Annotated in this window: 11 protein-coding genes and 1 rRNA gene; 6 read left to right on the top strand and 6 right to left on the bottom strand. The window is 38.8% G+C overall.

Going from position 1 to position 14,220, the window contains the following annotated elements; genetic code table 11:
• Positions 1-94: 94 nt before the first annotated feature.
• On the bottom strand, positions 95-541 hold the full coding sequence (locus ABH968_RS22660) for a MarR family winged helix-turn-helix transcriptional regulator (RefSeq protein WP_370047680.1): 447 nt from the start codon (positions 539-541) through the stop codon (positions 95-97).
• Positions 542-693: 152 nt separating this feature from the next.
• On the opposite strand from ABH968_RS22660, the gene ABH968_RS22665 reads away from it, so the two are divergent.
• The 3 genes from ABH968_RS22665 to ABH968_RS22675 all read left to right on the top strand — a co-directional run bounded on the left by ABH968_RS22665 (position 694) and on the right by ABH968_RS22675 (position 3,408).
• Positions 694-1,098 (top strand): Ohr family peroxiredoxin, encoded by a 405-nt coding sequence (locus ABH968_RS22665; protein WP_370047682.1) that lies wholly within the window; start codon positions 694-696, stop codon positions 1,096-1,098.
• Between the two features lie 28 nt (positions 1,099-1,126).
• A complete protein-coding gene (locus tag ABH968_RS22670; RefSeq protein ID WP_370047683.1) occupies positions 1,127-1,753 on the top strand; it encodes a nitroreductase family protein in 627 nt (208 codons plus the stop codon).
• A 272-nt stretch (positions 1,754-2,025) separates the two neighbouring features.
• Positions 2,026-3,408, top strand: coding sequence for a dipeptidase (locus ABH968_RS22675; RefSeq protein WP_370047685.1), 1,383 nt, complete (start codon positions 2,026-2,028; stop codon positions 3,406-3,408).
• A gap of 303 nt (positions 3,409-3,711) precedes the next feature.
• On the opposite strand, the gene ABH968_RS22680 is transcribed toward ABH968_RS22675, so the two are convergent.
• Positions 3,712-4,284, bottom strand: coding sequence for a nitroreductase family protein (locus tag ABH968_RS22680; protein WP_370047687.1), 573 nt, complete (start codon positions 4,282-4,284; stop codon positions 3,712-3,714).
• A 323-nt stretch (positions 4,285-4,607) separates the two neighbouring features.
• Positions 4,608-5,102, bottom strand: coding sequence for an amidase domain-containing protein (locus ABH968_RS22685; RefSeq protein WP_370047688.1), 495 nt, complete (start codon positions 5,100-5,102; stop codon positions 4,608-4,610).
• A gap of 183 nt (positions 5,103-5,285) precedes the next feature.
• On the opposite strand from ABH968_RS22685, the gene ABH968_RS22690 reads away from it, so the two are divergent.
• Together ABH968_RS22690 and ABH968_RS22695 are read left to right on the top strand one after the other, a co-directional pair.
• On the top strand, positions 5,286-6,308 hold the full coding sequence (locus ABH968_RS22690) for a DUF2804 domain-containing protein (RefSeq protein WP_370047690.1): 1,023 nt from the start codon (positions 5,286-5,288) through the stop codon (positions 6,306-6,308).
• Between the two features lie 134 nt (positions 6,309-6,442).
• Positions 6,443-6,898: a four helix bundle protein gene (locus ABH968_RS22695; protein WP_370047691.1), complete on the top strand. Its 456-nt coding sequence runs from the start codon at positions 6,443-6,445 to the stop codon at positions 6,896-6,898.
• Here ABH968_RS22695 and ABH968_RS22700 read toward each other — a convergent pair.
• Positions 6,888-7,607: a glycerophosphodiester phosphodiesterase gene (locus ABH968_RS22700; RefSeq protein ID WP_370047693.1), complete on the bottom strand. Its 720-nt coding sequence runs from the start codon at positions 7,605-7,607 to the stop codon at positions 6,888-6,890. The two genes, ABH968_RS22695 and ABH968_RS22700, sit on opposite strands and share 11 nt — an antisense overlap.
• A 171-nt stretch (positions 7,608-7,778) precedes the next feature.
• Here ABH968_RS22700 and helD point away from each other — a divergent pair, with 171 nt between their 5' ends.
• The gene (gene helD / locus ABH968_RS22705; RefSeq protein WP_370047695.1) at positions 7,779-10,016 is read left to right on the top strand and encodes an RNA polymerase recycling motor HelD; all 2,238 of its coding nucleotides are present in this window, start codon (positions 7,779-7,781) and stop codon (positions 10,014-10,016) included.
• A gap of 496 nt (positions 10,017-10,512) precedes the next feature.
• Here helD and ABH968_RS22710 read toward each other — a convergent pair whose 3' ends face one another.
• Positions 10,513-12,816 (bottom strand): InlB B-repeat-containing protein, encoded by a 2,304-nt coding sequence (locus tag ABH968_RS22710; RefSeq protein ID WP_370047697.1) that lies wholly within the window; start codon positions 12,814-12,816, stop codon positions 10,513-10,515.
• A gap of 1,271 nt (positions 12,817-14,087) precedes the next feature.
• Positions 14,088-14,203: ribosomal RNA gene (gene rrf / locus ABH968_RS22715) — 5S ribosomal RNA — on the bottom strand.
• Positions 14,204-14,220 lie beyond the last annotated feature (17 nt).

Genomic DNA, 14,220 nt, shown 5'->3' on the forward strand with positions numbered 1-14,220 from the left:
TAGTTGGCGATACCAAATAATACAATTTGATTATTTTGTGGCTGAATCCTGTGTGCATTGATCCATTAGTTCAGGGAGAGACTCATAAATCAGTTTATTTTCCTAGCTTTTCATCCTTCATTGGCAAGTCGCTTTGTAAAATATCTTGAAGGACGTTTTTTAGCTGCATATACTGCTGCTCTGAAATGTTCGTTTGCTTCATTACTTGACGTGACACTTCAGGTAGCTTTTGGCGTACTTCAATTCCTGCTTTTGTTAAATAGATTTTCATTTGTCGCTCGTCTTCCTTGGAACGCTCACGACGGACGTAGCCTGTTACCTCTAACTTTTTTAGTACTGGTGTTAATGTACCAGAATCTAAAAATAAACGTTGCCCCAATTCCTTCACCGTAATTTGCTCATCGTCCTCTAGGGCTAGTATGGCGATATAGCCTGTATAAGTTAAATCGTATGGCTTTAATAGCATCGTATATTGTCGAATGATTTCCTTTGAAGTCGCATACAATAAAAAGCAAAGTTGATTATCTAAATGATTCGGCATAGGAATCCCCTCTTTAAGTACTTTTGATACTTTTAATATTAAAAATAAAGTTTCCACTTGTCAAACACAATTAAATTGTGTACAATCGATTTTGTAAAATTAAATTGTGTACAATCTAATTGATTGGCGCCACAGAATAGGAGTTTTATCTAATGAAAGAATTATATACAACAACAATGATTAATGACGGTGGCCGTAATGGTAAATCGTATTCAGAGGATCAATCGTTATCATTAAATATTGCACCACCTGGCTCGAAATTAGAGGATGTTACAAACCCAGAACAACTATTTGCAGCAGGTTATAGCGCTTGCTTTAACAGCGCACTAGATTTAATTAAACGTCAAAAGAAAATTCAAGGGGCATCAACAATTAAAGCGACGGTTAAACTAATGGAGCAAGCTGCATTTGACTACGTGCTTGCTGTTGACATTGAAGGACATATTGAAGGCTTATCAATTGAAGAAGCACAACAATTATTAGAGTTTACACATACCGTTTGTCCATATTCAAAAGCGACAATGGGCAATATCAACGTAACAATTAAAGCGATTTAATTAATATATAGTAAAAGAGGGAAATAATATGACAACAACTACACCAGTAAAACAAATTATGCACGAGCGTAAATCGGTTCGTAAATACAATGCTAACGCAACAATTTCTCGTGAAACGATTATGCAACTGTTACAAAATGCAACTTCATCCCCATCTTCAAGTAATATGCAGCCATGGCGCTTTATCGTCATCGATGATAAAGAAATCCAAAAAAACATTAATATTTTTTCATTTAATCAAGAACAAATCGAAACAGCATCTGCCATTATCGCTGTCATTGGAGATACAAAAATGTATCTAAATGCAGAGGAAATTTATGCAGAAAATGTTGAGCTAGGCTATATGCCTGAAGAAATTGCAAGTAAGCTTGCACAGGACTCACTAGCAATGTATGGTGCGCTTCCAAAAGAGGCGCTACTAAATATCGTTCACTTTGATGCAGGTTTAATTTCAATGCAAATTATGCTGTTAGCTAAGGAAATGGGCTATGATACAGTCGCAATGGGTGGCTTCGACAAATCAAAATTTGCTGAATATATGGAGTTACCATCGAACGAAGTGCCTATTTTATTACTAGCGATTGGCGAGGCAGCTGGACCAGCTTATGGCTCTTCACGTCTTCCGATTGAGCGCCTTGTACGCTTCAATAAATAATTCATCGGTTGTACGATCGATTTTGGCAATGTCCTTGAATGCATTTGGAGGACATTGCTTTTTTATAAATAGAAAAGAACAGTGATGAAAGCATGTGACAAGCATCCAGCAAGAAATGGTCTGTGATTGGAAAAGGTACATCTCTCTGTTTCGATATTCTGTGGGGCTAATCAATAATAAAAACGTCTGAAACTATTGCTATAACAAGATTCCCCAACCACATTATGCTATACTATTTCTATTATCGAAATATTTGAAAAGAGGGATGCTAGATGACAAATGTACAGCAGTTAGATGCGTATTTCACAGAACATCGCGAAGCACACTTACATGAATTAAATGAATTTTTACGTATTCCAAGTATTAGTTCTTTATCTGAGCATAAGGGAGATATACAAAATGCCGCAGAGTGGCTAGCGAACGCTTTTAAAAAGCTAAATCTTGAGAACATTTCTATTACGCAAACTGCAGGTCACCCTGTTGTTTATGCTGATTGGTTACACGCAGAGGATAAACCAACTATTCTATTTTATGGTCATTATGATGTACAGCCTGTTGACCCATTAAATTTATGGGAAACAGAGCCATTCAACCCTACGATTCGTGACAACAAATTGTTTGCTCGCGGTGCTAGTGACGATAAAGGACAAGTGTTTATGCACTTGAAAATGATTGAAGCATTATTTGCGACAACTGGCACTTTACCAGTGAACGTGAAATTCATCTATGAAGGTGAAGAAGAGATTGGTAGTCCTAACCTTCCTGCCTATGTTGAAGAACATAAAGAGAAACTAGCTGCAGACTTAATTTTGATTTCTGATACAGGTTTATATGGTCCTGGTAAGCCTGCTGTATGCTATGGATTACGTGGCTTAACCGGGGTTCAAATTGATGTTCGTGGTGCAAAAGGTGACCTTCACTCTGGTCTTTACGGTGGCGGTGTCCAAAACGCTATTCATGCATTAGCTGACATTTTAGCATCCTTCCGTGATGAGCATGGCACAATTCAAGTGGAGGGCTTCTACGATAAAGTTTTACCATTATCTGAAGAGGAACGCGAAGCTTATCGTGCGCTTGGTTTTGATGAAGAATCCGTGAAGGAAGAAGTTGGCGTGAAGGAATTATTCGGTGAAGCTGGTTATTCCTATTTAGAACGTACTTGGGCACGCCCAACATTAGAAGTCAATGGTGTGTTTGGTGGCTTCTCTGGCGAAGGCATTAAAACAGTGCTTCCTGCTGAGGCTGGCGCAAAAATCACATGCCGTCTTGTGCCAAATCAAGAGCCTGATGAAATTGTGGCACTATTAAAAGCACATATTGAAAAACATAAACCAACTGGCGTTGAGGTTACAATCTCTGAATTCGATAAAGGTCGTCCATTCTTAACACCATTTGATCATCCACTTATCCAAGCTGCTGGTCGCTCATACGAAAAAGTATATAACGTGCCAACTGCTTACACACGTGGAGGAGGATCAATCCCTATCGTGGCTGCTTTTGATGAAATTTTAGAATTGCCAGTAGTGCTAATGGGCTTCGGCTTATCAAGTGAAAACTTCCATGCACCAAATGAACACTTCCATTTAGAAAACTTCGATAAAGGATTACGTGTTTTAAGCGATTATTTATTTGAAGTAGCTGAATTACAAAAGTAATATCAATTATGCCTCGGCATAATTGCGTCCGGAATCGGCTTTGTGCTTAGGCCTGCAAGATGCAGGTCAGTTAGCCGTTATCGCATGGATGCGATGATTTTAGGCTAACATCCTTTATGAACTCCTTTCCGATTTCCGTGACATCCGCCGGAGGCATTAACTTATTTCAGCGGATGTTTGTACACCCGCTGAAAAGTAAATTAAGCCCGCATTCATCTCACCGCTCCTATAGAGGTGGGAGACTTTTGCTGAAAGAAGTTAAACAGATCCCCTCGTCATTTTAACGAGGGGATCTTGTTTTTGCTATTCTCCAAAAATCGAAACGATATCTGCTGATTTTTTGCGTTCTTTCCCTTTTGGTACTTCATCAAAATAGCCAACTTGTAGCATCGCGATTACGCGCTCACCCGGCTGAACCTTTAAGGCTTCACGGAATTTCGGATTATCTAGGAAGCCAGGTGTTTTCCAGCATGAGCCGATTCCTTTATCCCAAGCTAGCAATTGAATATTTTGAATAAAAATACTTGCCGCTCCGAAATCTTCTAAGCGCTCTTTTTGTCGAGCATCCTCTGGAACGATGACAAAAGCATAGCCACCCGGTAAAGTGAATTTCGTCATTTGCTTCGCTAAGTCTTCACTTGAAAGCTCCTGCCATTTCGGTATCGCTAGATCACGCAATAAATTATGAAGAGCAGCTAACTCCTTACCACATGCAGCGACTAAACGCCAAGGCTCTCGATTCCCATGATTCGGTGCCCATACTGCATCGTCAATAATGGCCATTAAATCCTCACGATCTACCGGCTGGCCATTAAATTTTTTAATAGAACGACGCTCAATGATCGCATCCCTAACAGACAAAAATTGTTCACTCATATACTCTTATCTCCTTCTATAACAATACAATAATTAAGATTTATCTTCATTCAGCAAAATGTTTTTGTAACGAAAGCGAAGCGACAGTTACAGAAGACTCCCTCCTCTGAAGGTGGTGAGATAAATTCAGATATAGTTCCTTTTTTTGGGTGTCCAAACACCTACTGAATGAAGATAAAGCCTCCGGCGGATGTCACGGATTTTGAAAGGAATGAATTGTGCAGGCACAATTCAAAATCCGGACGCAATTACGCCAAGGCGAAATTGATATCTTCTATCCTTCACATTATCATAAAATGATGAGCTTTAACACTACTATCACCTTAAGCGAAACTATCTTCTATATGAATGAAATAATAAGTCATGCTTGGCGTATAGGCCGTTGAATCTTCATAAAAATACGGTCGATTATTACTATCTGAAGTGTGTGCGTTAACATATGGAATACCATTTTGAATACTTGTCACGATTACGGAATGATCAATCCTTCCATCCCCTTGAAAATCTAAAAAAATGATATCTCCAAGATCTAGCTCCTCGGCAGATTGCACACGCCTACCCTTCAACCCAGTTGTAGAGCCTTCCAAATACCATCTAAGGGAATGTGCAACAGACCAGCTAAAGCTCCAATTTCCATGTTGAACCCACCAACCCTTCCCTCTGTTTGGAGCACCTCGCATTGGTGCTCCTCCGGCAAGTAAACATTGAGATATATAGTTCGTACAATCAACAGTAAAATTCGGAAATGCTGGATTACGTCTGTTCCACCACAAGTTCGCATACTGTACAGCGGCCTGTCTGTTATACATTTTTGCCACACTCCTCCTCCTTATGTTCAACATATGTATAAAGAGGTATTTCTATTAGTTAGGTCCTTATTCATAAAAATGTCGAATGTGGTCTTAATTGGTACTAACTTTGCCAATTTTAAGATTGTTTTTGCTACAATAAGGGTAAGGAATTATAGATTTTTACTTTATGAATCAGAAGGGATGTTGAAATTGAAGCAGCATGCTGAGAAAGAAATTATACAACCTACTCTTTTATGCGATAAAAAAGGTAATTTAAATCCAGCTGCCATCGGATTTGCTCGTAAACCTCTCATAAACAGCAATTTGAGTGGCCATATCATGCGCAAAAAGAAATGGAATTATTGGTGTGTCTACGGCGATGAAATCATCTTCTCAGCTACTATTAGCCATCTAGACTACGCAGCGGTCTGCTTCGTCTATTTCCTTGAATATGAAACACAGCGCTACTTTGAAAAAACAATTACAATTCCATTAGGCGGAAAATTAAAAATGCCTACACAGGTGCTAGATTCAGTATCCTTCAAAAATAGCGACATGATGATTGATATGACATATGTACAAAATGAAACACATCTATCAGTTTCAATCCCAGACTTCGATGGAGATGTTTTACGTGCAAAGTTTGTTATTCAGCATCCGCCTACAGATGAATCATTGAATGTAGTCATCCCTTGGAACCGTAAAACATTCCAATTTACAGGTAAGCATCATATACTTCCTACTTCTGGATTTGTGACAATTGGTAATCGCCGTTTCGCATTTTCTCCTGAGGAAAACTTCTCTGTACTAGAATACAGTCGTGGCGTTTGGCCGCGCACATCCACATGGAATTGGGGCATGGCCTCACAACGAGTTCGAGGTAGACGAATCGGACTCAATTTAGGTGGTAAATGGACAGACGGAACTGGAATGACCGAAAATGCTGTTTTCGTTGAAGGAAAAATGACAAAAATACATGAGGATGTACTGTTCAATTATAATCAAGAGGATTTAATGCAACGTTGGAAAATTAAAACTAAATTTACTAACCAAGTTTCATTAACATTCTCCCCATTCTTCGAGCGTGTATCCGTCACAAAAGCTGGTCTCATAAAATCTGAAGTACATCAAATGTTTGGCTATTACGACGGCTCCGTATTACTAGACAATGGCGAAACACTTGTAATCAAGCAAATGCTAGGCAGCATCGAAGAAAATCGCGTCAAGTGGTAGGAACAGAAAATTATATTGCTATATTCTTCTCATACTTGGATTTAACGCACTGATTCTCTCATCCTCAGCGCGTTAAATCCGAAAAAGTCCGTGCATAACGGGTATCCGTGGATTTGATGGAGCTATCTGCCGCTTTGGCAGGGGCTATCCAAGATTTTGGCGGGGCTATCCGTCACTTTGGCGGTTCTATCCACGATTTTGGCTGTTATATCCACGATTTTGACGGTTCTATCCACGACTTCGGCTTCTCTATCCATCGCTTTGTCGATTCTTTCTGTCGCTCTGCCTTTCTATCCGTCTCCTTGGCTCTTCTTTCCGTCGCTCTGGCCTTTCTATCTGTCGCTTCGGCTCTTCTTTCCGTCGCTTTGATTTCTATCCGTCACCTTTGCCCTTCTTTCCGTCGCTTTGGCCTTTCTATCTGTCGCTCTGGCCTTTCTATCTGTCGCTTCGGCTCTTCTTTCCGTCGCTTTGACGGGTCTATCTACGATTTTGGCTTCTCTATCCGTCGCTTCGACGATTCTTTCCATCACCTTGGCTCTTCTTTCCGCCACTCTGTCCCTATCCCCCGCTCCAGCCATTCTATCCTATAAATGCAGACACTATCTTTTCCGGGTCATCTGTAAATATTGCCTGTACACCGAGCTGCTGTAATTGTTTTGCGTGCGCGACATCATTAACTGTATACACACGTACAATCGCTCCTTCATTTAGAGCTTCTTGTATCGATCTTCGAAACGCTGTAGATAAGCTGACATGTATAGCATCTGCCGGGATTTGAGCTGTATAGCCATTAAAATCAACTAAAATTTCCGCAAACAGCGCCGCTTTTTCGATATACGGTGCCCTTTGTGCGACGATCTGAATAGATTCATGATTAAAGGAGGAAATAATTACTCTCTCTGTCATTTGATATGCAGCTACTTCCCTAATAACAAGCGCTTCTATCCCGTCATATGGAAATATATCTGTTTTGAGCTCAATATTAATGCGATGATTTGTGCCTGCGAACAACTCTAAAATGTCTCCTAGAGTTGGAATGATTTCACCCTCAAATTCAGAAGAAAGCCATGAACCAAAATCATATGCACGAAGCTCTTGTAGCGTATAATCCTTTACGAAGCCAGAGCCGTTAGAAGTGCGATCGATCGTTTCATCATGAATAACGACTAACTCCCTATCCGCTGTTAAATGAACATCTAGTTCAATCCCTGTAATCGGTAGTTTTGATGCGGCCACAAAAGCAGCCATAGTATTTTCTGGGTAATGTACCGAAACGCCTCTATGGGCAAAAATATCCAAATCTGATAACCTCCTGTTTCGCCCACCTCTCCACTCGTTAGCAGGCGGGCCATTAAATTTCGATTTTCCTTCTCCCTTAATAAGCCTAATACAATTTCACTTGATGGTAAATATTATATATAGTAGTATGATAATCTACTTGAAAATGCAAGTACTTAGGAGGTGCTAAAAATGACTGCACAACATCCAGATTTTCAGGCTGAAGTGGAACGGCTAGCTTCCACTAAAAATTACATGCAGCAAATTTTAAATGAATCACAAAGAGGTTTGCAATCTGCTCAGGAAAATATTCGTAAGTCGATGGCTGATCTTGATTATTTAGATTCAAGTTTGGGCTATATTAATATCTTAGCAAATGCTCGTTTCTTTGAAATGGCCCGAAACCAAAAGGAAGGCTTAGAGGCCATTCAAAAAAAGCCATACTTTGCCCGAATTCATTTTCAAAAGACAGGAGATCCTGAAGAGTTTCTTTATATCGGAAAAACTTCTTTGTTTCATCGAGAAACTCATGAGCCTATTATCGTCGATTGGCGTTCACCGGTAGCGAACGTTTATTATGATGGCCGCCTTGGGGATATGGAATATGATGTTCGTGGAGAAATCCATAAGGGACACCTATTTGCCAAGCGACAATATAAAATCAAAGATGGTGAATTGCTTGATATACGGGATATTGATTTAACAACCAATGATGAATTACTGCAAGAAGCATTGGCTGGCAAAGCAGATGTGCGTTTGACAGAAATCGTCTCCACCATTCAAAAGGAGCAAAACGAAATTATACGAGCACATCTTCGTCAGCCTATTATCGTACAGGGTGCTGCTGGTAGTGGAAAAACAACCATTGCCCTACACCGAATATCTTACTTCCTCTACACAATGGGCGAGCATTTTAACCCTGAGCAGCTCATGATTTTAGCACCGAATAAGTTATTTATCGATTATATTGGTGATGTTTTACCAGAGCTTGGTGTCGATAAAATTTGTCAAACAACCTTTACCGATTACGTTCTAGCTGCGACTAAGCTAAAACTGAAACTACAAAACCCAAATGAGCAGTTAGAATCGCTTGTTGCAGGAGAACCCCAACAGGCAGCTTCTTGGATATCTGAAATGAAGGGCTCTCTTTATTACCGTGATGTAATAGAACGATACGTTAAAAAAATCGAGCAGGAAATCGCCAACCAATTCGAGGATGTTTTCATTGAAAAATATTGCATTATGCGCGCCTCCCATTTAAAGAAGCTATTTTTATATGAATTTTCTTATATGCCGATTGAAAAACGACTAGCACATATTAAAAAAGTGCTAGCAAGCCATGCGCGTCAAAAGAAACAGGCTATTTTAAATACGCTTCATAAAAAATATGATGAAGCACTTGGCAGAGCACTTGATGGATTTCGTGATGATGACAAACGACGTCGTGTTGTCACGAAGTTTATTGATGAGCGTGATGAACGCATTCCTGCCATTGAAAAAGAGGCAAAATCAACTGCAACAGTTTATATGCGCCGCTTTTCTAAACATAACATCAAGACTCTCTATCGTACTCTTCTAACTAATGCTGAGCTTTTAACAGAGCTTGCACCGGAATGGCATTACATTGAGCAACAGCAATTTTTACAGGCACACGCTAAAGAACAATGGGTGCTTGAAGATTTAGCTGCACTTTATTATTTACAAGCTCGTATAAAGGGCATTCCAGATGAATGGAAAATGAGAGTTGTTTTTATCGATGAAGTACAGGACTATAGTTTATTTCAGCTTGCTGCTTTAAAAACAGGGCTTGAAACAGATATGTTTACGATGGTTGGTGATTTAGCACAAGGAATTCACAGCTATCGTTCTCTTACTGCCTGGGAACCTGTCCAAAATCTATTTCCTAGAGCAAGCTTTAGAACACTTCAAAAAAGCTATCGAACAACAATTGAGATTATGGAAGTTGCGAACAAGATTTTAGCACAAATGGATGAACAGCTTCCATTAGTAGAGCCAGTAGTTCGTCATGGCAATGTACCTACCTATATACAGGCTCAATCATTTGATTCTATGCAAATAAAAGAAATTTTTGAAGCCATTCGAGCCAATGGACATCATTCCGTTGCTTTAATTTGTAAAACGACTGCAGAGGCGATTACAATGCAGCAAGCATTAAAAGACAAAAAAATTGCTTCTCAGCTCCTAACTGAAAATGAGTCCATCAATCAGGAATTATTGCTCGTTGTTCCGAGTCATTTAGCAAAGGGTCTTGAATTTGATGCAGTTATAGTAGCTGCCTTCGATACACCTTTCTACGATACGAAGGTTGATCGCAAGCTACTTTATGTGGCGCTCACTCGAGCCATGCATGAGCTTTATTTAATCGGCCCAACAAAAGATACATTTCTATTAGAAAATGAACAGATGTAATAATCAATTTTACCTTGGTGTAATTGTAGCTGCCGCTTTGCTTTCGCTACAAAAATCATTTGTAACTGACGTTCCACTTACGTTACAAAAAGCATCTGCTGAAAGAAGATAAAAAAGTCGCTATTAAGGCGACTTTTTTGCATCGAACATTGAATGCTCATTTATCAATTCCGAGGCGGTATACGGTAAAACCTCCCTCTGGATAAGTACGCTTTCACAACTTTCCACCATGACCTTGGTGCTTCCCTTGGAGGAGACTTCTTTTTAGGTAGTGCCGGCATGCGCATGATAACGACTCCTTTCATAGGCTTACTAATACTATATGAAGATAGTTACAAATTTATGATAGAAAGACTCCCAATAGCTGACCCAATTGTTCCTGCGACTCCTCAGTTTATTCGCTAATAATTAATGTAGAACCTATTTTTCTTTTCATTTATCAAAAAATCAAAAGTGAGATGTATCGAATATACGATACATCCCTCTTTTTCACGTTTTATAAACCAAGTGCTCGATACATAAACGCTGTAAATTGTGCGCGTGTTAAGTTTTCATTCGGTCTAAAATTGCCGTTTTCATCGCCTAGCGTAATGTTATGATCCGCTAGAGCAGCAATATATCCACTCGCCCAATGTGATGGATCGACATCTTTGAACGTGCTATTGCCTCCTGGCGTTAAGCCAAATGCAAGTACCATCATTTTCGCCATTTGGGCACGTGTTATATAAGCGTTTGGTCGAAATGCTCCGTTTGAACCATCCACGATACCTGCTCGTTGTAGTCGTGTGATTTGTTCATAATACGGATGGCTTTTAGGTACATCCGTAAATGATTTAGCTTCTCGAATTGGTGTTAATTGTAATGCACGGTCAATCATAAGCACCACGTGTTGACGTTGAATCATATCATTTGGTCGGAAAGTGCCATCTGGATAGCCTTTAATAATGCATCGATTCGCAATTTCTTCGATCATTTCTTTTGCCCAGTTATGATCAATATCCTTGAAAGTAATGTCACAACCATTACTCTCCTGCATCCACCGAGCATATAACGTTATGTCTTCTGTAACTACATCTTTTGCAAAATCCCATGCTTTTGTGAATTCTTTATTTTTATACCAGCCGATAAATGTGTAGCCTTCCTTCTTTGGATTAGAAGGGGCTTTCACCAAAGCCTTATACACCACTGTTTGCGAAGGAACTTTACTGCCTCCATTTGAATCAAAAGTAACAATATGGTTACCTTCTGACACATTATCCTTCTTCCATTTCGCATACAATGTTATGTCTGCTGTTACTTTATCTTTCGCAAAGTCCCATGCCTTTATAAGCTCTGCATCCTTATACCAGCCAACAAATTGATAGCCATCTTTCACTGGAGTAGATGGAGCTTTCACGAGGTCGTTATAGCCAACCGTTTGGGACGGCACTTCACTTCCTCCACTAGAGTCAAAAGTGACTTTATAGCTTGGTGAACCTCCTCCAGATCCTCCACCTGATGTGTTATCCTTTGTCCATTTCGCATATAACGTAACATTTTTTGTCACTACATCTTTTGCAAAATCCCATGGCACTGTCAATTCTTTATCTTTATGCCAGCCGGCAAATGTGTCTCCTGCTTTCACTGGAGAGGATGGTTCTTTCACTAATTCACCATATTCTACTGTTTGGGATGGAATTTCGCTTCCACCATCGGCATCAAACATGACAGTAAAGGGACTCCATTTCCACTTAGCGTAAATAGTCATTGGTTTGGATACAGAATTACTCCAATTTATCGTATAATCTTTATCTTCAAACCATCCAAAAAAAGATTTCTCACTCTTATATTGGAAGTTAAAAGGAGTTGGGTTAGCCCATTGGAATTCATGAGCTCCATGAAAGGTTACAAAATCTAATTGATTATAAGCAAATGCATTTTTTCCTATCGTTGTCACGCTTGTAGGTAGTTCTAAACTTGTTAATTGATTTTTTAAAAATGCATGCCCTTCTATCGTCGTAACACTTGATGGGATTTCTATACTTGTCAATTTATTATCAGCAAATGCAGACCATCCTATCGTTGTAACGCCTGATGGAATTTCTATACTCGTTAATTGATTATGTGAAAATACAGAAAATCCTATCGTTGTAACGCTTGACGGAATTTCTATACTTGTTAATTGATTTTTTGAAAATGCAAGGTCTCCTATTGTTGTCACGCTTGATGGAATTTTTATACTTGTTAATTGATTATTTGCAAACGCAAGGTCTCCTATTGTTGTCACGCTTGATGGAATTTCTATACTTGTTAATTGATTTTTTGAAAATGCATGTCCTTCTATCGTCGTAACGCTTGACGGAATTGTTACACTAGTGAGTTGTTTTTGACTAAATGCTGCATGCCAAATTTCAATAACTGTTTTACCATTGATTTCACTAGGAATTACGATATCTGATTTATCACCTTGATATCCTATAATGGCAACACCATTGCCTACATCACTTGTTATATAGCCATCCTCATCATTCTTCTCGAGAATGGTACTATCCTCATTGTTTGACGGCCCTATGTCCTCCTCATCATTATTGCTTGGAGAAGTAATGTTATCATCACTATCATTTGGCAATATAGCTTCGTCTTCATTATCTGAAGTTACGGTTTCATCTTCTTTGTTTGGTGCGTCGCTCTCATTTTCATGTTCACTTGGCAATACAATATCATTCTCGTCATTATTTATCGCATAAACAGATAGACTACCCAATGATAATTGAGAAAACACTAAAAGAGTGGAAACTACTAGTAAAAAAGCTTTTTTCATTTAATTATCTCCTTTCAATACTTCTATCATCGAAATTTTCAAATTAACCAAAATGAAAATAGTATAGAACCTTTTCTCAGGTCCTTAAACTCTGATCTCCCTTCCAAATCAGAGTTTATACACTTTCAAAAAAAGTTAATTCCCTCTTACTTTGATAAGCTTGCGATTTAGCATTAGATGCAAAAGAAATACTTAGAAACATCACTACTATTACCACAAATACAAGATTATTTACTTTTTACACTTAACCTATACCTCTAACTGAACTTCTTTAAACATAATTTCCCTCTTTTAAGTATTTTTTTACTTTTCATCTATTGCAATGACCGATTATATAGCATTTTACAAAATAATAAAAATCAACTTTTGTTGCTTTTCTTGCATAATTTGATAATAGTGAATTTGAAATTAATGAGTTTTTATAATTCACACTTGATTTGAATGATTTTCAACGAGTATTGTTGAAAACTATTAGCCCTATTTGGATTTTGTGTATGACATGACCCTAGGGTTAGTGATGGTACCACCTCTGTATTACTTGCAACAGTCGAATCATCAAGAACCGTTTTTCAAGCTTATCACCATAACGTGTGGTTGATTGATTTCCATTTCGACTGCGCGCTTTCCTGGGGGCGTCCGATGAGCCGATGAGCCGCTTCGTTTTCGCACAGATAAATTGCCCTAGGACGTGGCATTCTTAGACTGAGTTCCTCTATTTCAGTAGTTGTTTGGATATCTACTGAATGAAGATAAATGGTATACATTTTAACAGATGTCATCCACAACTTTTGGTGATGAACCATTTTTCAACTCTTTATACAAAATTATTCCACTTTCAAAAAGCAAAAAAGGACATCCTTTTATCGGATATCCTTTTATCTTAATGATTATGTTTATTAAGGGTGAAAACTTCTGAGAAAAGATGCAAATCAATCTTTGCTTACTTTTGAACATATTTTGAGAAACTGCTTATTTGCATTATTAAGAGTAATTATTTTCAACTTTATATGGTGCCCCCTACAATGTGGTGTTTTCTGTTACAACACACCCTTTGTAAAATCACATGCTATTGTATGCTCTATATCCTTATACCATGTTTGTCGGTGCCACTGGGGCTTGCAGCAATTCATCTTCTAACACTTCCTTAAACAATACTTCACTATCTCTCATTGCATCAAAAGTAACAATATAACTTTTATTTTCCATAGGCCAAGAGATTATTTATTTTCACAGAAAAAAAGCCGAGGAATAAATCCTCGACTTTTTCAGGTGCCTAGCGACGTCCTACTCTCACAGGGGGAAGCCCCCTACTACCATCGGCGCTAAAGAGCTTAACTTCCGTGTTCGGTATGGGAACGGGTGTGACCTCTTTGCCATCATCACTAGACTATTGTCGACCTCCAA

This window comes from Lysinibacillus sp. RC79 (assembly GCF_041262405.1).
Taxonomy (GTDB): domain Bacteria; phylum Bacillota; class Bacilli; order Bacillales_A; family Planococcaceae; genus Lysinibacillus.

Bases quoted from the DNA above. Each gene is read 5' to 3' on its own strand.
- ABH968_RS22675 (WP_370047685.1), top strand. From the start codon at position 2,026: ATGACAAATGTACAGCAGTTAGATGCGTATTTCACAGAACATCGCGAA.
- ABH968_RS22665 (WP_370047682.1), top strand. From the start codon at position 694: ATGAAAGAATTATATACAACAACAATGATTAATGACGGTGGCCGTAAT.
- ABH968_RS22710 (WP_370047697.1), bottom strand. From the start codon at position 12,816: ATGAAAAAAGCTTTTTTACTAGTAGTTTCCACTCTTTTAGTGTTTTCT.
- ABH968_RS22680 (WP_370047687.1), bottom strand. From the start codon at position 4,284: ATGAGTGAACAATTTTTGTCTGTTAGGGATGCGATCATTGAGCGTCGT.
- ABH968_RS22670 (WP_370047683.1), top strand. From the start codon at position 1,127: ATGACAACAACTACACCAGTAAAACAAATTATGCACGAGCGTAAATCG.
- ABH968_RS22660 (WP_370047680.1), bottom strand. From the start codon at position 541: ATGCCGAATCATTTAGATAATCAACTTTGCTTTTTATTGTATGCGACT.
- helD (WP_370047695.1), top strand. From the start codon at position 7,779: ATGACTGCACAACATCCAGATTTTCAGGCTGAAGTGGAACGGCTAGCT.